This window comes from Aliidiomarina maris, assembly GCF_003987335.1.
Taxonomy (GTDB): Bacteria; Pseudomonadota; Gammaproteobacteria; order Enterobacterales; family Alteromonadaceae; genus Aliidiomarina; species Aliidiomarina maris.
In genome coordinates, this window is the sequence record NZ_PIPK01000001.1 from 51,531 (window position 1) to 73,913 (window position 22,383).

A 22,383-nucleotide genomic window follows, 5' to 3' on the forward strand; every position below is an offset into this window, starting at 1 on the left:
GTTATGCCCCCTCAGATTGCGATTCGTTGGCCTGACGCTTGCTCGCTTTACGCTCGCTGCGCCATGTCGATAAGTCTTCAAACACCTTATAACCTAACGGCACGAACAACAGAGCTAACGTGGAAGCTGCTAGCATGCCGCCAACGACCACAGTACCGATTTCCTGACGACTCGCGGCCCCCGCACCACTGGCAATCGCCAACGGCACCGTACCGATAATGAAGGTTGCTGCGGTCATGATAATCGCGCGGAAGCGTTGACGTGCAGCAGCGACTGCTGCATCCATCGCACTCATCCCTTCTTTGCGGTTTTGCGCGGCGAACTCAACAATCAAAATTGCGTTCTTCGCGGCCAAACCAATTAACACCAATAGCCCGACTTGGAAATAGACATCATTCGGGAACCCACGCAGTAAGGCTGCTAACGCCGCGCCCAGCACCCCGAAAGGTACCGCTACAGCGACGGCAAGCGGCAAGGTAATACGCTCGTATTGGGCCACCAAAATTAAGAAAATCATCAACAAGCCAAGTCCGAATGCAGCCGCCCCAGTGCCTGATGCAACTTCGAGCTGATAGGCTTCACCTATCCAACCCAATTGCGCACCAGCTTCACCGTCGAGCTCAGCGACCACTTGTTCAAAGGCTTCTTTGGCTTGTCCTGTGGTGTAACCCGGTGCAGGATCTGCCATCACTTTTGCCGCAGCAAAAATATTGAAGCGATTAACAATGTCAGCACCACGTTGACGCTCTACATTCACTAACGAGCTAATCGGAACCATGGTGCCCTGCTCTGAGCGCACAAACACGTAGCGTAGGTCTTCAGGTTCAGTTCGATACTCCCCCTGGGCCTGCACGTTGACCTGCCATAACCGTCCTTGGTAAACAAAGTCATTGACATATAAAGCGCCCAACGTACTTTGCAAGGTCGAAAACACCGCATCTAAACCAACCCCGGCGGCGTAGGCTTTTTCACGGTCAACCTCAATTTGATAACGCGGTATATCGGTCACTAAGGTTGTACGCGCACCCACTAATTCGGGACGTTCGTTAGCTGCCTGCGCCACGCGCTGGGCTAAGGCCTCGATGTCCTCAGTGCTCATGTCTTCACGGATTTGCAGGTAACCTTCAACGCCGCCAGTCAGTGACAGACCTTGAATTGGCGGTGGTACAAACGCAATCACATTGGCTTCTTGAATACCAAAGCCCATGCCCATCACTTTCTCAGCAATTGCTTGCGCATGTTGTTCCGGTGCGCGGCGATCAGCCCAGTCAGCTAAGTTAATAAAACCAGCCATGGTATTTGAGCGCAAGGTTGAGGCGATAATGTCAAAACCTGCAAACGAGGTGAAATCCATCACTTCTGGCATCTCTAATAGTTGCTCAGAAATACGGTCACGCACGTCTTCAGTACGGCTTAAGTGAGACGACGCAGGCAATTGCGCATACAGCATCGCAACACCTTGGTCTTCTGCCGGTACTAAGCCGCTTGGTAAACGCGTGAGCAAGAATACGGCCAGCGCACAGCTTGCTAAAAACATTGCAATACCAATCAGCCAGTGGTGCAGCAGCCAAGTGACCGTGGCCACAAAGCCATTAGTGAGGCGCTCAAATCCCGCATTGAACCACTGGAATGGCTTGGACACCTCTCGTTTTTGCCCATCCAGGAACAAGGCACACATAGCAGGTGTTAAGGTCACAGCGACAATACCAGACACCACCACGGAGACCGCGATAGTGACCGCAAATTGTCGATATAGCTCGCCGCTTAAACCACCGAGAAATGCGACCGGTGCAAACACCGCGACTAATACCAAAGTAGATGACACCACGGCACCTGCGACTTGCTTCATGGTTTCGACCGATGCATCGCGAGCTTTCATGCCTTTTTCACTGATTAAGCGTGCCACGTTCTCCATTACGATAATGGCATTGTCGACCACGATACCGATAGCCAACACCAAACCGAACAGAGTCAGCATGTTGATCGAGAAACCCAGTAGCTGCATGCCGGCGAAAGTACCAATCAATGAGACCGGAATCGCCGCCACTGGAATGAGCGTGGCGCGAAAACGCTGCAAGAACAAGAAGGTCACTAATACCACCAAGATCACCGCTATCACCAAGGTGTTCACAACCTCGGAAATTGAAATCTCAATGAATTCAGTGGTGTCATACGGGATATAAAAATCAATGCCCTCAGGGAAGCGAGTACGCATGTCCTCTAAGGTGTCGCGCACCGCGTTCGCAGTATCTAAGGCATTCGCGCCAGGCTGCAGGAATACACCCATAGGCACGGCTCGCTGGCCATTGTATACCGCTGAGAAATCGTAGTTCTGCGACCCAAGCTCAACATCTGCGACATCGCGCAGACGCAAAAACCCGCCGGCATCGGTGCTGCGCAATATGATATTGCCAAACTCTTCTGGTTCGCTTAATTGGGTATTGGTGGTCGCACTAAAGGTAAATGCAGTCCCTTCTGGCGCAGGGTTGGCACCGAAACGTCCCGCTGCATATTGCGCGTTCTGAGTGTTAATTGCCGCGGCTAAGTCTTGCGGGTTTAACGCAAATTGCGCCATTTTGGCTGGGTCTGTCCAAATCCGCATCGAGTAATCATCCGGACCAAACAAGGACGCATCACCCACACCTGGCACCCGCGCCAGCTCGTCCAACACGTTTATCAATGCATAGTTACTAATATCTAAGGTGCGCATACTGTCGTCAGGTGAATACAGTACCGGCACCATTAAGATATTGGTTGATCTCGCCTGCACCTGGACACCTAAGTCACGCACAATTTGTGGTAAGCGTGAAATGGCGGCTTGAACACGGTTGTTGACGTTGATTTGTGCTTGGTCTGGGTCTGTACCCATCGCAAATGAAATCGAGATCTGCAGCATACCTGCGTCAGAACTGGTCGATTCCATGAAAATCATGTCATCTACACCATTGATTTCCTGCTCCAAGGGCGCAGCAACCGAATCGGCAACTACCTGAGCACTAGCACCCGGATACGTCGCACTGACCACCACTTGCGGTGGTACCACGTCCGGATACATCTCAATCGGCAGTGCGCGCATAGCGACCACACCCATGAGAATAATAATGACCGAAATAACCGATGAAAATAACGGTCGGTCGATAAAGAATCGAAACATACTGTCCCCCGACTACTACTCTGAGTCGTTATTGGTAATATTAATTTCCGCGCCGTCACGTAGCGCGACATGGCCGTTAACCACCACGCGTTGCTCCGCCTCTAACCCAGCGACTACAACTTGTTCGCCGTCAATCACAGGGCCAAGTTGCACCGGCTGGGCACTCACCGTATTGCCATCGTCACTAACCACAAACACCTGAGCACCTTGCTGCCCTTGGCTTACAGCACTTGGTGGCAACTTAAACACATCTTGATAGTCCGCAACGACCACACGCAACCGCAGGTACTGGCCGGGTACCAGGATATTTTCAGGGTTGTCAAAACTTGCGCGCATGGCCACTGAAGCACTGCTTTCATCCACACGCGGTGCGACGAAATTAATACTGCCAACTTCGGTATATTCACTGCCATCAGGTAAGATAGCCCAAGCCGCACTTGCTAACTCAGGGTTATCTTGACGCACTAAGCGCTGGCGCCATGCATCGCTCTCAGGCATTGAGAAGTGCGCAAAAACTGGGTCGATTTGAGTAATGTGTGTCAGCACGGTGCCGGCTTGAATCAAGTTACCCTCGGTCAGGTTTTCCATCCCGACGGCCCCAGAAATGGGCGCTTCTACACGGGTGTAACGCAGATTACGTTCTGCATCTTGTACCGCGGCTTGAGCGCGTTGTACACGTGCTTGTGCCGCATCGCGCTGGCTGCGCGCAGTTTCAAAATCACGCGTACTTAACGCATTTTGTTCGTACAAGCCTTCTACCCGTCGCCATTCGCTGTCGGCTTGACGTTGCGCTGACTGGGCATCGGTTAAATCCGCTTGCGCGCTGGCTAACTGAATTTCATAAGGTTCAGGATCAATTTGAAACAGCGTCTGCCCCTGCTCTACGTGGCGACCCTCTTCGAAACGTCGCTGTTGCAAAATGCCGGAAACTTGTGCTGCGACCTGAGCTTCTCGCGCACCGTGGATGCGTGCTGCAAACTCGCCATAATAGGTCACATCAACTGCGGATAGCGTACTCACCGTCACGGGAGCTGGTGGCATACCACCTTGTTGTGCTTGCTCAGGTTCACCACTACAGGCGGCTAGACTCATCACCAACACCAAAGGCGCGGGCCATAATTTTTTCGACATAGGTGTTACTCCGTACCTGATACATACATTAATGCCAGTCAATGCAATGCATCGACTGGCAAACTATAGTTGCTAGTTTTTATTTACCAATTAGTCAATAAATTACTGATTAGGTATGAAAAAAGATCCATGTAAGGTGGATCTTATATTCGATTCGCAAGTGATTAACCTTGCACGAGGCTAGGTTAGCAACTCAACCAGCGTCTATGATAAAGGTTGACAGCGCGTAGGGTAAGTTTAGAAAAGCAAAGAATTGTGACTAACGCACGGATGTCGCTGCACAACCAATCAGATACTCGCCATTTGCTAAGGTTTCAACGCGTAAAACTTTAGCTTTGACATCAAGTGGCTGTACGTTCAGCCCTTTGATCACCACCTCAATAGGGTCGCCCTCTTGAAGCGGTTCCGCAACTTGCAGCGAGACGCCTGTCGCGCCTAAGTCTTTGCAGGTAGCGGCCATACGTTGCATCTGATCATCGCGCACATATACCACGGTTGCAGGGGCATTAATTGCCATCCGGTGAAAGTCACGTTGTTCTTTGCTTAATGATGTGCTCATAGCCAAACTCCTGAAGATGATGAATTTAAGTTAATCGCTGTTACCGCATTGGTCAAGTGGCTTTAATGATTCCCCCAAGGCGCTAAATTTGCTAGCGTGAGTCCGCATCGCCGTTCATTTTCTTTCTGTAAGGACTTCTTATGAGTGAAGGTACAATTTTCGATAAAATTATTCAGCGCGAGATACCCGCAAACATCGTGTATGAAGACGAATTTGCATTGGCCTTTGAAGACATTAATCCGCAAGCCCCGACGCATCTACTAATTATCCCCAAGCAGCGCATAGCCACTTGCAATGATATTGAAAAAGATCAACGCGAACTTGTGGGACACTTGTTTTGGGTAGCTGGAGAAATTGCACGCCGAGAAGGCTTTGCTGAAGCCGGATACCGTACGGTCATGAACTGTAACGACAATGGTGGGCAAACGGTTTACCATATTCACGTTCACTTACTTGCCGGCAAAGCGCTGGGTTGGCCACCTTACCAAGAACGTAAAAAACAGGCATAACCCATAACGGCAAGGCTTGATAACAACCAAGCCTTGTCAGCCCACTAAAACACTTCCATCACCCGCGACACGCGCCAGCGATTATTTTGGCGCACTAACACGACATCGCGTAATGTCTCAACCCGTTGGTTATTGCGCTGGCCAGAGAAACTCACTTGTACCCGGGCAGTGTCTGATTGCTCACGATAGAGTTGGATGCCTTGACGATCGGCCTCTATCGTCACTTGGTCGAAATTCATATTGTATAAATAGCGACTCACTGCATTGACGGTGCCATAACGTGACAACAAAGGTCTATATTCTTCGCTCGCCAGCTCAGCAGCAGACTCTAAATTACGCTGGTTATATAAGCGGTCAAAAAACTCAATTGCGACCTCGTCAGCATCTGGGCCGCGCTCAACGCTTGAGTCACAGCCAGCTAACCCCAATAACAGCCAGATAGCGACCCAAAGGGTACTTAATTTATGCATTGGCATTTCCTGCCTTATATTGATATGTGTTGCCTCATAATGACGCTTTTACTGCCCTGCGGCAACCCCCTCTCGACGCGGGTCGGCGCCACCTTGCAAGCCGTCGGGCGTCACAGCGATACCATGTAAGCCACTGTTTAGGCTACGTACTTCAACGTCATGTCCAAGCTCACGCAGCTGCGCTTCCCAATCCGCGGGCGCGAGTTCTTGTTCAATCGTGGTACGCCCATTTAAATTGGTCACATTGGGTAAATTAATCGCACTTTGCATGTCCAGTTGGTAATCAATCAGACCAATTAATGACTTCGCCACATAATTGATAATGCGCGGTCCGCCCGGCGATCCAACCACATACGCCAACTGCCCCTCAGCGTCAAATGCTATCACGGGTGCCATTGAGCTACGCGGTCGTTTACCTGGCTCAACTCGGTTGGCGGCAAACCCGTTCTGGTCGCGCGGGTTTAATGAAAAATCAGTCAATTGGTTGTTCAGTAAAAAGCCGCCGACCATGACCGCCGAGCCAAATCCCATTTCAATGGTACTGGTCATTGACACCGCATTCCCCTGCGCGTCCACAATGCTGATGTGCGTCGTGCTTGGCTGCTCGTAATTCACACCAGCTTGATAATCGTTAAATTCGCCTGCAGTTGCCTGGCCCATGTCATTGGCACCAATGAGCTCAGCGCGCTGATTCAAGTAATCCGCAGACAGCATCTGGTCAACGGGCACATCCACAAAATCTGGGTCGGCTAAATAACGGTCGCGGTCAGCATAGGCCAAGCGTGACGCTTGGGTGAAGTAATGCCAAGGCTGAACCGAATTAACTGCGGACTGTGCTAGGTCAATCGGCTCCAGCAGCGCAAGGATTTGCAGCAAAGTAACCCCACCCGAGCTTGGAGGACCCATACTGCACACGTCATAACTGCGATAGCCCGCACATACCGGCTCACGCCAAGCTACCTGATAATTGGCTAAATCCTCAAGACTTAAACGCCCCGGCGCAATAGCTGACTGCTGTACGGCAGCCACCATGGCTTCGGCAAGTTCGCCTTGGTAAAAGGCTTCAGCACCTTCATTCGCAATGCGGCGTAAAGTTGCGGCTAATTCTGGATTACGCAGTAAGCTTCCCGCTTCTAACGGCTCTCCTTCAGGGAAAAAATAATCTGCGGCAGGTTGAAGTTGACGTAAGCCAGGGTGAATTTCCATCTCGACCAATTGCGCCAGGCGTGGCGATACTTCAAACCCCTGCTCTGCCAACTCAATGGTATCGTTAAACAAATCAGCCCAAGGCAATTGCCCCCAACGCTGATGCGCTACTTGCATGCCTTTGACAATGCCTGGCGTACCCACTGCGCGGCCACCAACAATCGCGTCTATCCAACGCTCGGGTTCGCCATCTGCCTTAATAAATAAATCTTCATCAGCCGCAGCAGGCGCGACTTCACGCGCATCTAAGGTATACAATTGTTGTTCATTGGCGTCCCAATACATGATAAAGGCGCCACCACCAATGCCGGACGATTGCGGCTCAACCAATGTCAGCATATTTTGCACTGCGATTGCCGCGTCAATGGCACTACCGCCCTTTGCCAATACCGCATTACCAACTGCTACCGCCTCTGGGTTGGCCGCTGACACCATAAACTGTTGACTCTGGGCAAGCTGCTGTGAGCCAATCCCTGTCGCTGCTTCTGGGTCATAGGCTTCACGTTCGGGCTGACTTTGACTACAGGCATTCAAACCTAAAGTAGCCACGAGTAACACGGCAAGCTGGGTCAAGCGGTTAATCACAGGGCGATGCTGATTCATTGAGTAGAGCGTCCTCTTTATGGTTGTATTGGGTACCGACACGCGTGATTGAGGGCTAGTAAATCGCGCGTCAGTCGTATTTTATAACGTCAAGGGTTAACATGCGAAAGCGCTAGCATAGCAAAGGAAACGATTAAACTCACATGCGATATACACTTCAGCCGTTGCGACTAACCCGTAGCCAGCGTATCACTGGATATTTCGTCGTGGCGCTAGCCAGCATCATGACGCTACTACAACTAGCCAACCTATGCTGGCCGCAGGCGCAGCTGCTAAGCCAGCTAGAGTTTATCGTCGGCCAACCGTTAAGTCAGCAACCATGGCGTATCATCACGGCACATTTTATTCACCTGGACTGGCAGCACTTGGTGGTTAATGTGGTCGCGTTTGTCGCAGCTTGGTGGATATTTGCAGCTAATTATACAAGCCTGAGAATGGCATGCCTGTTAACGTTCAGTGCATTAGGTGCTGCAGTGTTGAGTCACTTCTTTGCCCCAGCCCACAGTTTTGTCGGCTTTTCCGCGTTAACCCATGGCATGGTTGGCTTTGCAACCATGCAGGTACTGCGTGGCAACAGCGATATTCGTATGTCGATTGGCGCATTGATGTTGCTGGCTATTGTGATTAAGACCGTGGTAGAGCTTAACGCACAGCAAATCAATTGGTTAGGGGTAGAAGCCGCAGCGCATGCGCATCTTGGTGCGATGCTAGCCGGGCTGATATTCGGTGCCCTGACGCCAACGTTGACGCGCAATGTTAACAACAATAAAAAAGCGCCCTAAGGAAAACTTAGAGCGCTAGATACACCGTATCAACTAACCTCGAACCTACAGGTTGTTTTCAAACAACTTATAGATACGACGGTATTGGTCTAACCAACCAGTTGGTTGCACAAAACCATGCGGTTCAACTGGGAAAATAGCAGTTTCAAAGTTTTCTTTTTCCAGCTCAATTAAACGCTGAACTAAGCGTACTGAGTCTTGGAAGAACACATTGTCATCTACCATTGGCGCGCTAATAAGCATCGGCGTGTTTTGATAGCCCTCAGCCAAGTAAATAGGCGAGCTACGACGATATGCGATCATGTCGTCTTGAGGCAGGTTCAAAATGTTTGACGTGTAGCCGGTGTTATAATGCGCCCAGTCGGTCACCGGGCGAAGCGCTGCACCAGCGGCAAACAGGTCAGGTTCTTTAAACAATGCCATGAACGTCAGGAAACCACCGTAAGAGCCACCGTACGTGCCGACACGGTCGGTATTCACATTGGCGTGTTCACCCATCCAGTTAACGACATCAACTAAGTCTTCAACTTCTGGCGTGCCCATTTGACGATACACCGCAGTACGCCAGTCACGACCATAACCTTGCGAGCCACGGAAATCTAAATCAAGTACCACATAGCCCTGTTGCGTCAGCATGTTATGGAACATGAATTCACGGCTGTAGTTTGACCAGCCAGCATGCGCGTTTTGCAGGTAGCCAGCACCGTGAATAAACACGACCGCTGGATAGCCTTCCGCATGGTTAGGGTCAAAGTCATCAGGTAAGTACACGCGCGAATAAATAGGCTCGTCTACGTGACTTGACGGTACGCCAACGATTTCACCCGCTTTCCAGGGAATCGAATTGAATTCATCGCTGACGGTGTGCGTCAAGCGCGTAGCTGACGCTTGATCACCAATGCGCTGTAAATACAGCTCGTGTGGCTGCACGGCATTTGAGTGGGTAATCAACAAATGTTGCTCGTCTGGGCTTAAGCGGAAATGATTGATACCACCCAGCTCAGTTAACTGTTCAATGGAACCATCAGCAAGGGCAACACGGTACACCTCATAAACGCCTGGGTGCGGTTGGTTAGCGTGGTAATACAGGTACTCACCCGCTGCATCCATTTGGATACCGTCCACCACGAAGCGACCTGAGGTCAATTGACGCGTGTTGTTGGTATCCAGGTTTTTGCGATAAATATGCCCGAAACCATCCTCTTCAGAGGTATACCAAATGCTATTTTGGCCCGGTACCCAACCTAAATCGTTATACACACGATTATTGATCCATGCTTCGTCATGTAAACGGTGTTGGCTGACCAAACGTGGGTTAGTTGTTTCTACCGTCGCAATCCAGCGGTCTTTGTTATCCCACGCACGCAGGAACATAGCAACTTTGCTGCCATCGTCATTCCATTGAATATTGCCCTGGGCTGCAGACCAGCTTGGCATCACACTAATTGCGCGAGGCTTGCGCTCTGAACGATAACCCTCGCCACGCTGCTGATAGTTTTCACTACGCACACTGGCAAGCACGTCTTCGTCAAAGCCTGGTAAGCTGCTGTAGTCTAAACGCTGTTTCTCACCAGACTGTAAATCCAGCAAATACAATTCTTGTTCTTGAGGCTCGGCATCAGCCACGCGGCGGCGCACATCTTGGTTTTCAATGCGACCGGTCTCGGTGACATAACGCGGCATAATGTCGCCCTCGCCACGCCAGCTTTGCGGCTTTTGCACTGCCACAACAGCGTGTCGGCCATTTGGTGATACACTTAATTCAGCCAGTTCCATGCCTTTGCCCAAGTAAAACGGGCTAGCGACCAAGGTTGCATTCTCGGCAGCTAACTGCTCGCGGTGCTCAAAACGCTCAGTGCGCTGTTGGCGCTGCAGTTGCGCAAATCCGATTAAATCAATTTCTTCACGCGCAATTAAGTCAGCTGGTTCTTGCAACGCGGTCGGCGCATCGTCAAAACGCAATACAGCCAAAGTCTCTGTCATGCCTGTACGAGGGTGAACAGCGAGCACTTCATGGCCACTTCGAAATACGACACGGCCGTCTAATAAGAAATTCACGTCAGCTTTGCTGCGGGTATCACGTGTCAGTTGGGTCAGCTCGCCACTGCGAACATTGCGAACAAATACGTTATTTTCAAATACGTAGGCATGCATGCTGCGGTCTTGGTTGGTCACCGCATTGCGGTACGCATAGGCGTGAATGTCACTTAAAGCGACACGCTCCCCATTTCCTTCTGCGCTCACATCGCGCACATATAGGTCGCGCATCGGTGAACCACTACGTTTGCGGTCAAAAATAATCTGGCTGCCATCGTACGACCAGAACGCGCGCTCAGGCGAACGTGCAACCCAGTCTTGATCCGCCATAATTTGCTCCAAGCTTAATTGTTGGCTTGCTTGGGCACTTGGTTGTGATTGTGCGTGGGCTTGAGCATCATAGCTTGGCGCTCGCGCTTCGCCTTGGCTCGGTGCAGATTCAGTCGTTGCACAGGCAACTGAGAGCAAAGCAGCAGTCACGGCGACCGCTAATTTTGTTTTGAAATGTGTTGTTTGCATGGACTTTTCTTATCCTTCCCGTTTTTTATAATCGCCCTATTAAAGCAAAAGCGCTCGCAATTGGCGAACGCTTCTGCGTTGAACAGCGGGTAGAACTTGCTAAACGGCATCAGCTTGCCGTTCAGGTGCTGCCTTTTGGAATGCTTCAAGTGCTTGGAGGTTCTCGTACACCTGCATTAGCGTTGGGTACGGTGTAAAATCGACATCAAAACGCTTCGCATTGTACACCTGAGGTACCAAGCAAATATCAGCCAGTGTGACGTTGTCACCGACACAATAACGCCCGCTGTATTGCTTCAAGCGCACTTCGAACGCAGCGAAAGCACGCGCCACCCAATGCGCTATCCAAGCTTGTCGGCCTGCATCACCCGCATCCAGCGTGCCGGTGACGTACTGCAACACACGCAAGTTGGTAATAGGCTGTAAATCGCTTGCCATATCATGGGCTAGCATGCGCACAATCGCCGCTTGCTTAGGATCTTGCGGCACCAACAAAGGTCCCGCCAGGCTGTCCAGGTATTCAATGATCGCAAGCGATTGATTCAGCACCAAGTCGCCATCGACTAATGTAGGCACTAACTGAGCAGGATTCAGCTTGGCGTACGCCGCGCTTTTCTGCTCACCACCGTCTTTGACCAGATGCACCGCCCGATAGTCAAAGTCGATATCTTTGATATGCAGGGCAATGCGCACCCGGTAACTAGCCGATGAACGCCAGTAACCATACAGCTGGATCATTCGGCGACACCGTCATAACGCACGACTTTCTGCTCAATGCTGCCAAAAATGCTTTGGCCTTTCGCATCCAGCATTTCCATATGAATGGTATCGCCATACTGCATGAACTGAGTACTTGGTTTGCCATCGCGAATGGTTTCAATCATGCGCACTTCAGCAATACAACTATAGCCAACACCGCCTTCAGCAATGGCACTGCCATGGTCGGTGCCTTGCTTGTTTGATACTGTGCCAGAACCAATAATTGACCCCGCAGCCAACGGACGGCTGGTAGCTGCATGGGCAATCAGGCGCGCGAAGTTAAAGGTCATATCCACACCCGCGTTCGGCTCACCGAATAGCTCGCCATTGTAGGTAGAGCGCAGTGGCAGGTGCAGCTTACTGTCTTTCCAGCTATCGCCTAATTCGTCTGGGGTTACCGCAACCGGTGAAAACGCAGAGGAAGGCTTAGATTGGAAGAAGCCGAACCCTTTTGCCAATTCGCCTGGAATTAAGCCACGCAATGACACGTCATTTACCAACATGATCAAGCGAATGTATTTATCCGCCTGATGTGGTTTAACGGCCATCGGTACATCGCCAGTGACAATCGCAATCTCACCTTCAAAGTCAATGCCCCACTCGTCTGACGGCATTTCGATGTTATCGCGTGGCCCCAGGAACGAATCAGAGCCGCCTTGGTACATGAGAGGGTCTTCCCAAAAGCTTGCTGGCATCTCGGCATTACGCGCTTTACGCACCAGCTCCACATGGTTGACGTACGCGCTGCCATCAGCCCACTGGTAAGCACGCGGTAAAGGCGATTCACACTGATCTTGATGAAAGGCAAAATCGTCGCTGCATTTACCGCTGTTTAAAGCCACGTAGCATTCGCGCAGCTTGGATTCGACTTGCTTCCAATTGTCCAACGCATATTGCATGGTTGGCGCAATCTCAGGCACTGTCACAGCGCGTTTCAAGTCACGACTGACAACCACTAACTGGCCGTCACGGCTACCATCTCGGTATGTAGCTAATTTCATAATTTATTTTTTCTCCTGCCAGCTGTTCACATACTCAGGGTTTTCAACCCCCGCGGCGGCATCGCCAACGCTAAGCGAATCGCGCGTATCGAGCATGACAGCGACTTCGTCAGTGAATTTCTTTTTATGCTCGCGCCCGGCTTGGAAAGCCTTCGGGTGCGGACCATGCGTAAAGCCTGCTGGGTGAAAGGTTACCATACCGCGGTCAATATTATCGCGGCTGAAATAATCACCAGCGTGATAAAACAACACTTCATCATAGTCGTCATTGTTATGATAGAAAGGAACTTTTAATGCGCCGGGGTCACTTTCAATCGGACGCGGCACAAACGTACACACGACAAACCGATCGGCGACAAAGGTCGTATGCGCCGACGGAGGTAAGTGGTAGCGGTGGCTCATTAACGGGCGAATATCGCGCCAGTTAACGCGAACAGGCGCTAAATCACCGTGCCAACCCACCGCATCCAACGGGTTGTATGGGAAGGTGACTACCGATACTTGGTTATGGCGCTTGACCTCAATCTGCCAAGACGTTTCGCTATATTGTGCTTTGAATGCATCGTTAATTTCTGGCACATCCAGCACCGCAGGGTCGAATATCGCATGATTACCCACCAAGCCTTTATCAGGCAATTGATACGCCCCGTTGGTGGCTTCAATCAGCAAAATTCGCATCGGCTCTTTCGGCACTAAGCGCCAATTGGTTGAACGCGGTATCACTAAGTAGTCGCCGTCGCGCAAGCTCATGTGGCCATAGTCGCAGAACAAGTCAGCGCTGCCATCATGGATAAACAATAAATCATCACCGTCTGCATTGCGTGCCAACTTTTGCATCGGCTCGCTAAGGTCCCACAAGCGGAATTTACAGTGCGCGTTATGCAGCAAGGTTGGAACCGCCCAAGGCGATTGCGGGTTAATATCTTTAAGCTGATTAAAGTCAAACAAACGTGGCCGCAACGGCCCCTGCCAATCGCTCCAGCCAGTCGGCGCATGCTGATGGTGAAAATGCGTCGCCGGGCCAAAGAAACCGCTGCGCCCCGCTTCACGCTCGTAAATCGCTTCCTCAGGGAAGTCTGCGTGCGCTTGGCGCGACGCAGTCCCCTGTTTTTGAGGAAATGAGATCCACTTACGCATCGCTTAATACTCCGCGACGAATCTGATCTTCTTCAATCGATTCGAACAGGGCTTTAAAGTTACCCTCGCCAAAGCCTTCGTTGCCTTTACGCTGAATAATTTCAAAGAACACAGGGCCAATTACGGTTTTAGTGAAGATTTGCAACAAGATGCCATCTTTCATCGGCGCACCGTCAATTAATACGCGCAGGTCGCGTAAATCGTCCAGACTCTCAGTGTGGCCTTCAACGCGCTCGTCGACTTTATCGTAATACGTATCAGGGGTTGGCATAAATTCCATGCCCTTGTCACGCAAGGTACGTACCGTGTGGTAAATGTCGTCAGTGCTTAGCGCGATATGCTGAATACCTTCACCTTTGTATTCACGTAAGTATTCTTCAATTTGCGATTTGTCGTCATGTGATTCATTGATCGGAATGCGAATTTTGCCGCACGGAGATGTCATAGCGCGGCTCAACAGACCCGTTAACTTACCTTCGATATCGAAATAACGAACTTCACGGAAGTTGCCGATACGCTCATAAAAACCAGCCCAAACGTCCATATTGCCACGAAATACGTTGTGGGTTAGATGGTCAACGTAGTCCATACCTGCACTATTTTTGTCCATCTCCGCTTGCCAGTTGTCGTAGAAATGGAAGTCGACATCGTAGATGCTTTTGCCATCTTTATAGCGGTCAACAAAATATAACGCGCTTTCGCCAATGCCATACACCGCTGGGATATTCAGCTCCATGGCGCCGACGTCAGGGCGAAATTCTTTGGCGCCGTTAGCCAATGCATGCTTCATTGCCACATTGGCATCGGCCACGCGAAACGCCATACCACACACGCTTGGGCCATGCTCACGGGCAAACTCTTCGGCTTGTGAAGAAGGCTGCGCGTTAACAATGAAGTTGACGTCGTTTTGTTTATACAGCCACACGTCCTTGCGACGATGTTTAGCCACTTCAGTAAAACCAAATAGCGTAAATAACTCTTTCAGTGCTTGAATGCCCTTAGGATCCGCTGCGGTATATTCAACAAATTCAAAACCGTCAGTACCTAATGGATTAATATTTTGTGTGCTCATCAGTAAACCTCATGTTGTTGGGCGGCGCCTTTGTTGTATGTTGTCGTTAGGTGGCAACCTATGGCGCGAGAAAAAAATATCACACCCTTGTTGTATCGCGACCACGAATGCTTGACCAGCAGCGCACTGGTAATACCACGAGCGTGTATTTTTCTTGGTTTGTAAATATTTTATTACACAAAGCAAAAGCCCTGCATTCGCAGGGCTTCTGGTTGGTACCGTGTATCGTTTTGTTTACATAGGTGATAGCCAGCTGTAAATAAACACGTACATGCGCGGACGTAAGCGGCTAACCATTTAACTTTCGCTGCTTACCAATGCCGTACTCACGCAGTTTATTCGCAATTGCAGTGTGACTCAGCCCCAGCTTGCGCGCTAATTGTCGCGTACTTGGATAGCTTGGGTACATACGCCGTAGTAGGCCTGCCTCGAAGGTTTTCACTGCATCCTCCAGCGTGGTTTGCTCAAGGTCGATGTCAAACCCAGTCGCTAGCGCCGGTAATTCAGGCAGTTGAATGTCCTCCACTTCAAGTACATCCCCTTCCAGCATCGACACCGCACGAAATAACGTGTTCTCAAGCTGGCGCACATTGCCAGGCCAACTATATTGAGTGAGGAAATTGCGTGCACTTTGGCTCAACCGCACTAACGGCCGGCCTAAGCGCTGACAAGATTGCTGTAAAAAGTGTTCGGTCAGCAAGGCAACGTCGCCGCGTCGTTCACGCAGTGGCGGTAACTGCAGGTTAAGCACGTTCAATCGATAATACAGATCCTCACGAAAATCACCGCTCTCCACTCGATCGAGCAGGAACCCCCGCGCCGAGCAAATCACCCGCACATCCACTTTAACCTCGGTTTCTTCGCCAATCCGACGAAAGCTGCCGTCTTGAATGAATCGCAACAATTTGGCTTGCAGTTCGCGTGACATATCGCCCACGGAGTCAAGCAATACAACGCCGCCAGCGGCTTGTTCAAAGATACCTTTTTTCGCTTCGCTACGGCTATTAAACGCACCCGCGCCGTAGCCAAATAACTCGCTCTCCGCCACATTGTCAGGTAACGCACCACAGTTGACTGCTAAAAACGGCTTTTTACTGCGTCGGCTTGCGCGGTGACAGGCGCGGGCAATCAATTCCTTGCCAACCCCTGTTTCACCTTCAATCAAAAGTGGAACCTCTAAACTGGCCATGCGCTCGGCGTCTTTCAGAATTTTTCGCATACTGGCGTGTTGGGTCAATATAGCCGCAAACGCAGCGCTGCCCTGCTCGCTTACACCAGGCACTGCAATGGGTTCTGACTGACAGTGCACGACTGCACCTGCGAAACTTGGCTCGCCTTCGTCATCCGTAAGCCAAATGGGAAACAAATTGGCGTAGTACACCGAGCGGCCGCATTTTACCTGCGCGTTGTCCGGATCTTTTGGCTTACGCTCTAACCAACGGCCAACCGAAAAGCCGCCCAAGCAGTCATCAATATGCTCGCCTTTGAGGGCGTCTTTATCAGTACTCAATAATGCAGCACCCGCACTGTTGATGACGTCAATGTGGCCCTTGGCATCTACTGATATCACTGGGTTAGGTAGTGTACTTAATAGTAAGTTAAATTCGTAATGTTCGCGCTCCGACGGCATATGTGATGTAGTTTTCACATCTTCCACATTCGGAATGCGACGGATTTTAGGCATTAACGCTTGGAAATCAGCAAATTCCATGGCTGGAAAATTTAAAAAAATCTTACCGATTGGGTCCACTTCTATCCCGCGTAAATCTATTTCGTTCTCGCGCAATATGGCCAGGATTTCCTGACACAAGCCGAGTCTATCCTGACACGTAATTTCTAAACGCATAACGCCTCAAAGCTAAGACTAACATGTAAATAAAATTATACAGTGCCAGATAGCAAAAAGCAGCAACAGTCGTTCAGACTGATGCTGCTTGCGATGAATGACATTCGGGTTTGAATTAGGCGTCTAACTGCGCCAGCAAGGCATCGGTCTTCGCTGCCATAATGAAGTCATTTTTGTGCAAACCATTAATAGCGTGGGTCCACCAGGTCACAGTCAACTTACCCCACTCCAGGGTTAGAGTTGGATGATGGAACTCGTCTTCAGCCAATTGCGCAACCAAATTACTGAACGCCCACGCCTTTTTAAAGTTTTTAAATTTGTATTCACGCTCAAGTTGCAACACGCCGTCGCGGCTTGGTGCGGCCCATTCAGGGATTTCACGCATTAGGGTCGCTAACTCTTGATCAGTGACTTGCGGTGCGCCTGCTTGGCACGCTTCACACTTTTGGTTCTTTAGATCGCTCATTTAGATTCCTATGTTTACTTTTATATCTATGCTTTGTACATCTGTGCTGACGTTATGCTGCATCGCTTTTAGGCTTCGGCGGGAACTTTGGCTCAAATAATCCCAGCTCCATGGCTTCATGTACCAAGGCCATAATGTCCTGCTCGCCAATTTTGAATAACTCATCCACACTACTTAAGGTGTAGTAAATCGGCTGCATGATGTCGATACGATATGGCGTACGTAAAGCGTCAAGCACTTGCAACGGCTTACGCTCAGGCTTGTCGCTATGAATTGCGTATTCTGTTTCGCCTGGTGATGACAAAATGCCTCCCCCATAGATGCGCAGTCCTTGCTCCGTACTAAGCAGTCCAAATTCAACCGTAAACCAATACAACCGCGCCAAATACACGCGTTCTTTCGGCGTTGCGGCTAACCCTAACTGACCATATAAGTGAGTGAAATCAGCAAATGCCTGATTGGTTAACAATGGACAATGACCAAAAATTTCATGGAAGATATCTGGCTCTTGCAAGTAGTCAAATTCTTCGCGGGTACGAATGAATGTTGCCACTGGAAATTGCTTGTTGGCTAATAAACGGAAAAACTCATCGAATGGGATCAGCGCAGGTACTTGAGCGACTTGCCAGCCCGTTGTACGGCTCAGTACTTGGTTAATTTCACTCAGCTGTGGTACGCGGTCGTGAGGCAAGTCGAGCAACTCAAGACCTGCGATATATTCATCACACGCACGCCCAGGCAATAGCTTTAATTGGCGCGCAACCAAATCATGCCATACTGCGTTATCTTCTGCGCTCCACGCTATGACGCCTTGTGCATCGGGCTCACGCGACACGTATTGAGATTGTTTCTTAGCCATACTTCACCTTCTCACTCACAGAACGCTAACTTCCACAACACAACGTAAACCAATCGTTACAATTCACATATTGTAGGCGCGGCCTGCACAAATTTATACGCTTAAATTAGCCGAATTCAGTCCCTGTAAGCAACTAAGCCAAACACATCAGCTGTATAGATTAAATTACAGTCGTAAACATTGAATTACAGCGCGTGATCTAATGCCTGCAATAAGTCGGCATTGAGATCATCAATGTGTTCCAGACCAACGGATAGCCGAACGAGGCCTTCACCAATACCAGCTTGGGCGCGAGCTTCTGGCGTTAATGGTGAGTGCGTCATCGATGCGGGGTGCTGAATTAAAGTTTCGGCGTCGCCTAAGCTGACAGCGCGCTTCACCATGTGCAGGGCGTCCAGCATACGTACAGCGCTTGCATAGCCGCCGCGCATGTCAAAGGCGATGACCGCACCTGCGCCTTGCATCTGTGTGCCAATCAAATGATGGCCTGGGTGGTTCTGAAGGCCCGGAAAGTAGACATGTTCAATGGCTGGATGCTGGTTTAACAGCGCCACCACTTGAGTGGCATTCTCACAGTGGCGTTGCATTCGCACAGCAAGGGTTTTCAAACCGCGTAGAATCAGCCATGCATCATGGGGTGACATGGTCGCGCCCATGTCTTTAAGCGTAGTCATTTTAATCAGCTCAATGTCTTCTTGCTGGCCAACCACGATACCAGCGACCACATCGCCATGCCCGTTTAAATATTTGGTCGCACTATGCACCACAAGGTCCGCACCAAAGTCAGCTGGGCGCTGCAATAGTGGCGTCATAAAGGTGTTATCGACCACCAGCCTTGCTTGAAGCTGCTTACATAATGCGCTCACAGGCTGCAAATCAATCAACTTTAAGTGCGGATTGGCTGGGGTTTCAACAAACGCTAACTTGGTTTGTGGCGTGAACGCAGCTGCCAGTGCGTTCAGGTCTGTCATATCGACAAAGGTAACCTGCACACCAAAGCGCTCGAATAGATGGGAAAACAATGCAAAGCTGCAACCATAAATCGCATCCGACGCGACGACATGATCGCCGTGGCGCAAAAAGGCCAACATAGTAGCCGCCACTGCTCCCATCCCAGTTGCACTGGCAGCACCCGCTGGCAGGCCTTCGAGTGCCGCCACGCGCTGCTCTAATTGGTTCACCGTAGGGTTGCCAAGGCGTGAGTAAATATACCCTTGTTCATCACCGGCAAAACGTTGTGCGCCTTGCGCAGCATTATCAAAGCAGAATGTCGAAGTTTGATATAACGGAGCGACGAGCGCATTGTGCGGATCAGCAATAGCATCACCACCGTGAATAGCTATGGTGTCAGCATGCCACTTAGGCGCGTTAGATGGTTTTGAAGTCGGCATGGGAATCTCATTTTGTTATTATTTTGGTTCACCTTGGCGCGACTATGCAGTAAAACGCAGAGGGTGCCTATAGGCACCCTCTGCTCTGACCAGATTCTCTTGTAACTTAAATTTTACAACCTAGGGTATCTAGTTTAAAGGCGGTTGAATTCCTGGCGCACTTTGAATTCTGAGGAGGTCACATAACGCTCCATCGCGCGCAAACTATGCTCCATGTGTTCAAACTGGCCATTAATGTCACGTAATGCATCTTTAGGCGCTTCACCGGCTTCCCAAACCCGGGTTTTAACTTCTACTTTGCGTCCATCGCGGGTGTATTCGTACTTCGTCGACTCTTCCAACACCCGCCCCTCGGACTGGCTAGCCGCTGGTGCTTTGTCCGCTAAAAACCAGGTGACGATGTATACCACTAAACTGAATGCTGTGAAGAAAATCAGCGAGGTTAATGCGATGATACGCACCAGCCAGACTTCCCAACCAAAGTAATTGGCAATCCCAGCGCATATGCCACCTAACTTGCCGCGCTCTTTATCGCGATAGAATTTCTTTGCAGTTTTAACCATGGTTGCGGTCCTCATGTTGACGACGCCAATTTGGATGTTCCGCATCAAGAATAGACTCGAGCGTACGAACCCTGTCCTGCATGCGCTCGGCAGTCTGGGCCAACTGGCGCAGCGTTTCGCGCTCGTTCTCATTCAACCCCGAACTAATCTTATTGCGGCTGCGGTAGTGCAGGATTAACCAAATCGGCGCTACAAATACTAAAAACAATATTAATGGCGCAGACAAAATCGCAAATACACCTTCCATACCATCCATCTCCTCACCCTCTTTGGCCAATGACCTTGTAGTTCACCACCCAGCGCGCTGTTTCCCAACACTGCGCTTGCGGTCACCTAATCTTATTATCAGCGCCTGCTTAGCTATTTTTAGCGTCTGACGCGGCTTTTACTTTGGCTTTAAGTTGCGCCAGCTCGTCCTCAACTTTAGATTCATTTTCTAACGCTTTGAACTCATCAGCCAAGGTTTTCTTACCTAAGTCATATGCATCGACTTGTGCTTCCAAGCCTTCAATTTTCGCTTCGTAGCGGTCAAACTTTAACAGTGCTTCGTCTACCTTACCGCTGTCCAGTTTGCTCTTCACACTCAAGCGTGAGGCAGCTGTGCGTTGGCGCATTAAAATTGACTTTTGACGCGCTTTGGCATCTGCCAGCTTCTCTTGCAACTGACCAATTTCCTCGCTCAAACGATCGACATGCGCATCCACACGTTCAATTTCGCGTTGCACGCTGTCCATGCCTTCTTGCAACTTTTTCTTTTCCAGCAAGGCTGAACGTGCAAGATCTTCACGATCTTTGCTCAGCGCCAATTCGGCTTTTTCCTGCCAATCTTGTGCTTCGCGTTCAAGCTGCCCTAAATAGCGTGCCAACTCTTTTTTCTCTGCTAAGGTTTTAGCCGAATTAGAGCGCACCTCAACCAGTGTGTCTTCCATTTCTTGAATGATAAGACGCACCATTTTCTGCGGATCTTCTGCTTTATCGAGTAAAGCATTCAAATTAGCATTTACGATGTCTGTAAAGCGTGAAAAAATACTCATGACCGTTACCTCAATACAAAGTTAGTTGGTTCGGCTACAACCATTCAGGAATTGAGCCAACTCGGTAATTTTTTGTATCAAATTGATTTTAATGATTTTTTAAATAGCACCTATCCAGTGCGTACCTGCTACATTAATTAAAATAACTAAAAGTTAGTCAAATACACTAACCAGTAAGGTATCTCATGACGCCGCGACGCAACGACAACCTGCTCGGGCAGGCCAACAGTTTTATGGAAGTTCTTGACCATGTGTCACAAGCAGCCCCGCTGGATAAGCCAGTATTAATTATTGGTGAGCGCGGCACGGGTAAAGAGTTAATCGCCGCGCGCTTGCACTATTTATCGAAGCGTTGGGACCAAAGCTACATCAAACTCAACTGCGCCGCACTGAATGAAACCTTGTTGGAAACCGAGCTTTTTGGCCATGAGTCTGGCGCCTTTACCGGCGCAAGCAAGCGCCATGAAGGGCGTTTTGAACGTGCCAATGGCGGTTCATTATTTTTAGACGAACTCGCAACCACCTCGGCCTTGGTACAAGAAAAACTGTTGCGCGTGATTGAATATGGTGAATTTGAACGGGTTGGTGGTAATCGCACTATAAAAACCGACGTGCGTTTAATTGCAGCCACTAACGAAGACTTACCGACGCTTGCTGAACGCAATGAGTTTCGCGCCGATTTACTGGATCGCTTAGCATTTGATGTGATTACCCTGCCGCCCTTACGCGAACGTCGTGAAGACATTTTGGTACTTGCAGAGCATTTTGCGATTCAAATGGCACGTGAACTGGAGTTGGAGCTATTTAGTGGCTTTACCACCAAGGCCAAGCAGACGCTGCAAGCCTACGACTGGCCAGGCAATGTACGGGAACTTAAAAATGTCATAGAACGCAGTGTATACCGGGTCAACAATGCACATTTGCCAGTCAATGATATTGTACTCGACCCATTTGATAGCCCGTATCGACCCACAGCACGACCTGCAAAGACAGGCCATTTGGTGTCTCATTTGGGCCAGCAAATGGAGAGCCAAACGTCACCCCTTGGGTCGCGCTCCAGCGCCGCGAGCGACGCGTCCAACCACTTCGTATTACCCGACTTTAATGACGATTGCGATTTTAAAGACATCACCCAAGCCTTCGAAGTCAAAATGCTGCGCTGTGCGTTAGAAAAATCACAATTTAATCAAAAGAAAACCGCCGAAAAGCTTGGTTTGACCTATCATCAATTACGGGGTTATTTAAAGAAATACCAATTACTTGACGCGCAAGGCGAGGCATAAGT

Annotated in this window: 20 protein-coding genes; 3 read left to right on the plus strand and 17 right to left on the minus strand. The window is 50.0% G+C overall.

Translation table 11 applies throughout. The features are described 5' to 3' along the window. Position 1: 1 nt before the first annotated feature. The 3 genes from CWE07_RS00250 to CWE07_RS00260 form a co-directional block, all read right to left on the minus strand. Complete coding sequence (locus tag CWE07_RS00250) at positions 2-3,154, minus strand: efflux RND transporter permease subunit (RefSeq protein ID WP_111567929.1); 3,153 nt, start codon at positions 3,152-3,154, stop codon at positions 2-4. Between the two features lie 15 nt (positions 3,155-3,169). Beyond that, the gene (locus tag CWE07_RS00255; RefSeq protein ID WP_111567930.1) at positions 3,170-4,285 is read right to left on the minus strand and encodes an efflux RND transporter periplasmic adaptor subunit; all 1,116 of its coding nucleotides are present in this window, start codon (positions 4,283-4,285) and stop codon (positions 3,170-3,172) included. A gap of 259 nt (positions 4,286-4,544) precedes the next feature. Further along, complete coding sequence (locus CWE07_RS00260; protein WP_111567931.1) at positions 4,545-4,844, minus strand: PilZ domain-containing protein; 300 nt, start codon at positions 4,842-4,844, stop codon at positions 4,545-4,547. A 140-nt stretch (positions 4,845-4,984) separates the two neighbouring features. On the opposite strand from CWE07_RS00260, the gene CWE07_RS00265 reads away from it, so the two are divergent. Then, complete coding sequence (locus tag CWE07_RS00265) at positions 4,985-5,353, plus strand: histidine triad nucleotide-binding protein (protein WP_111567932.1); 369 nt, start codon at positions 4,985-4,987, stop codon at positions 5,351-5,353. Between the two features lie 44 nt (positions 5,354-5,397). Here the strand turns inward: CWE07_RS00265 and CWE07_RS00270 are convergent, their stop codons facing one another. Both CWE07_RS00270 and ggt read right to left on the minus strand, forming a co-directional pair. Further along, on the minus strand, positions 5,398-5,823 hold the full coding sequence (locus CWE07_RS00270; protein WP_111567933.1) for a hypothetical protein: 426 nt from the start codon (positions 5,821-5,823) through the stop codon (positions 5,398-5,400). A 48-nt stretch (positions 5,824-5,871) separates the two neighbouring features. Beyond that, positions 5,872-7,632: a gamma-glutamyltransferase gene (ggt, locus tag CWE07_RS00275; RefSeq protein ID WP_111567934.1), complete on the minus strand. Its 1,761-nt coding sequence runs from the start codon at positions 7,630-7,632 to the stop codon at positions 5,872-5,874. A 143-nt stretch (positions 7,633-7,775) separates the two neighbouring features. Between ggt and rrtA the strand changes: the two genes are divergently transcribed. Beyond that, positions 7,776-8,414 carry a rhombosortase gene (rrtA, locus tag CWE07_RS00280; protein WP_111567935.1) on the plus strand — a complete coding sequence of 213 codons (639 nt, stop codon included), beginning with the start codon at positions 7,776-7,778 and terminating at the stop codon, positions 8,412-8,414. Positions 8,415-8,459: 45 nt separating this feature from the next. Here the strand turns inward: rrtA and CWE07_RS00285 are convergent, their stop codons facing one another. The 12 genes from CWE07_RS00285 to pspA form a co-directional block, all read right to left on the minus strand. Then, the gene (locus CWE07_RS00285; RefSeq protein ID WP_111567936.1) at positions 8,460-10,970 is read right to left on the minus strand and encodes a S9 family peptidase; all 2,511 of its coding nucleotides are present in this window, start codon (positions 10,968-10,970) and stop codon (positions 8,460-8,462) included. Between the two features lie 99 nt (positions 10,971-11,069). After that, positions 11,070-11,705, minus strand: a complete 636-nt coding sequence (maiA, locus tag CWE07_RS00290; RefSeq protein WP_111568352.1) for a maleylacetoacetate isomerase — start codon at positions 11,703-11,705, stop codon at positions 11,070-11,072. Next, complete coding sequence (locus tag CWE07_RS00295; protein ID WP_111567937.1) at positions 11,705-12,730, minus strand: fumarylacetoacetate hydrolase family protein; 1,026 nt, start codon at positions 12,728-12,730, stop codon at positions 11,705-11,707. Before CWE07_RS00295 ends, maiA begins: the two co-directional genes overlap by 1 nt. Before the next feature lie 3 nt (positions 12,731-12,733). Next, on the minus strand, positions 12,734-13,867 hold the full coding sequence (locus CWE07_RS00300) for a homogentisate 1,2-dioxygenase (RefSeq protein ID WP_111567938.1): 1,134 nt from the start codon (positions 13,865-13,867) through the stop codon (positions 12,734-12,736). Further along, positions 13,860-14,939 carry a 4-hydroxyphenylpyruvate dioxygenase gene (hppD, locus tag CWE07_RS00305; RefSeq protein ID WP_111567939.1) on the minus strand — a complete coding sequence of 360 codons (1,080 nt, stop codon included), beginning with the start codon at positions 14,937-14,939 and terminating at the stop codon, positions 13,860-13,862. The genes CWE07_RS00300 and hppD overlap by 8 nt, the downstream gene beginning before the upstream one ends. Positions 14,940-15,228: 289 nt before the next feature. Beyond that, complete coding sequence (gene tyrR / locus CWE07_RS00310; protein WP_111567940.1) at positions 15,229-16,785, minus strand: transcriptional regulator TyrR; 1,557 nt, start codon at positions 16,783-16,785, stop codon at positions 15,229-15,231. A gap of 115 nt (positions 16,786-16,900) precedes the next feature. Then, positions 16,901-17,251: a 4a-hydroxytetrahydrobiopterin dehydratase gene (locus tag CWE07_RS00315; protein ID WP_111567941.1), complete on the minus strand. Its 351-nt coding sequence runs from the start codon at positions 17,249-17,251 to the stop codon at positions 16,901-16,903. 52 nt (positions 17,252-17,303) lie between these two features. Continuing rightward, complete coding sequence (phhA, locus tag CWE07_RS00320) at positions 17,304-18,110, minus strand: phenylalanine 4-monooxygenase (RefSeq protein ID WP_111567942.1); 807 nt, start codon at positions 18,108-18,110, stop codon at positions 17,304-17,306. 185 nt (positions 18,111-18,295) lie between these two features. Further along, positions 18,296-19,501, minus strand: coding sequence for a methionine gamma-lyase (gene megL, locus CWE07_RS00325; protein WP_111567943.1), 1,206 nt, complete (start codon positions 19,499-19,501; stop codon positions 18,296-18,298). 134 nt (positions 19,502-19,635) lie between these two features. Continuing rightward, positions 19,636-20,064, minus strand: a complete 429-nt coding sequence (gene pspC, locus CWE07_RS00330) for an envelope stress response membrane protein PspC (RefSeq protein WP_157983189.1) — start codon at positions 20,062-20,064, stop codon at positions 19,636-19,638. Then, positions 20,057-20,311, minus strand: a complete 255-nt coding sequence (gene pspB / locus CWE07_RS00335) for an envelope stress response membrane protein PspB (protein WP_111568353.1) — start codon at positions 20,309-20,311, stop codon at positions 20,057-20,059. Before pspB ends, pspC begins: the two co-directional genes overlap by 8 nt. Before the next feature lie 109 nt (positions 20,312-20,420). Further along, positions 20,421-21,098, minus strand: a complete 678-nt coding sequence (pspA, locus tag CWE07_RS00340; protein ID WP_111567945.1) for a phage shock protein PspA — start codon at positions 21,096-21,098, stop codon at positions 20,421-20,423. 185 nt (positions 21,099-21,283) lie between these two features. Between pspA and pspF the strand changes: the two genes are divergently transcribed. After that, positions 21,284-22,381 carry a phage shock protein operon transcriptional activator gene (gene pspF, locus CWE07_RS00345; RefSeq protein WP_111567946.1) on the plus strand — a complete coding sequence of 366 codons (1,098 nt, stop codon included), beginning with the start codon at positions 21,284-21,286 and terminating at the stop codon, positions 22,379-22,381. Positions 22,382-22,383: the final 2 nt, after the last annotated feature.

What these genes read in the sequence shown, in the direction of transcription:
- pspB (WP_111568353.1), bottom strand. Translation starts at nt 20,311, where the DNA reads ATGGAAGGTGTATTTGCGATTTTGTCTGCGCCATTAATATTGTTTTTA.
- CWE07_RS00255 (WP_111567930.1), bottom strand. Translation starts at nt 4,285, where the DNA reads ATGTCGAAAAAATTATGGCCCGCGCCTTTGGTGTTGGTGATGAGTCTA.
- CWE07_RS00265 (WP_111567932.1), top strand. Translation starts at nt 4,985, where the DNA reads ATGAGTGAAGGTACAATTTTCGATAAAATTATTCAGCGCGAGATACCC.
- rrtA (WP_111567935.1), top strand. Translation starts at nt 7,776, where the DNA reads ATGCGATATACACTTCAGCCGTTGCGACTAACCCGTAGCCAGCGTATC.
- CWE07_RS00270 (WP_111567933.1), bottom strand. Translation starts at nt 5,823, where the DNA reads ATGCATAAATTAAGTACCCTTTGGGTCGCTATCTGGCTGTTATTGGGG.
- CWE07_RS00250 (WP_111567929.1), bottom strand. Translation starts at nt 3,154, where the DNA reads ATGTTTCGATTCTTTATCGACCGACCGTTATTTTCATCGGTTATTTCG.
- hppD (WP_111567939.1), bottom strand. Translation starts at nt 14,939, where the DNA reads ATGAGCACACAAAATATTAATCCATTAGGTACTGACGGTTTTGAATTT.
- CWE07_RS00315 (WP_111567941.1), bottom strand. Translation starts at nt 17,251, where the DNA reads ATGAGCGATCTAAAGAACCAAAAGTGTGAAGCGTGCCAAGCAGGCGCA.
- tyrR (WP_111567940.1), bottom strand. Translation starts at nt 16,785, where the DNA reads ATGCGTTTAGAAATTACGTGTCAGGATAGACTCGGCTTGTGTCAGGAA.
- megL (WP_111567943.1), bottom strand. Translation starts at nt 19,501, where the DNA reads ATGCCGACTTCAAAACCATCTAACGCGCCTAAGTGGCATGCTGACACC.
- phhA (WP_111567942.1), bottom strand. Translation starts at nt 18,110, where the DNA reads ATGGCTAAGAAACAATCTCAATACGTGTCGCGTGAGCCCGATGCACAA.
- pspF (WP_111567946.1), top strand. Translation starts at nt 21,284, where the DNA reads ATGACGCCGCGACGCAACGACAACCTGCTCGGGCAGGCCAACAGTTTT.
- CWE07_RS00300 (WP_111567938.1), bottom strand. Translation starts at nt 13,867, where the DNA reads ATGCGTAAGTGGATCTCATTTCCTCAAAAACAGGGGACTGCGTCGCGC.
- CWE07_RS00285 (WP_111567936.1), bottom strand. Translation starts at nt 10,970, where the DNA reads ATGCAAACAACACATTTCAAAACAAAATTAGCGGTCGCCGTGACTGCT.
- ggt (WP_111567934.1), bottom strand. Translation starts at nt 7,632, where the DNA reads ATGAATCAGCATCGCCCTGTGATTAACCGCTTGACCCAGCTTGCCGTG.
- pspC (WP_157983189.1), bottom strand. Translation starts at nt 20,064, where the DNA reads ATGGTTAAAACTGCAAAGAAATTCTATCGCGATAAAGAGCGCGGCAAG.
- CWE07_RS00260 (WP_111567931.1), bottom strand. Translation starts at nt 4,844, where the DNA reads ATGAGCACATCATTAAGCAAAGAACAACGTGACTTTCACCGGATGGCA.
- pspA (WP_111567945.1), bottom strand. Translation starts at nt 21,098, where the DNA reads ATGAGTATTTTTTCACGCTTTACAGACATCGTAAATGCTAATTTGAAT.
- CWE07_RS00295 (WP_111567937.1), bottom strand. Translation starts at nt 12,730, where the DNA reads ATGAAATTAGCTACATACCGAGATGGTAGCCGTGACGGCCAGTTAGTG.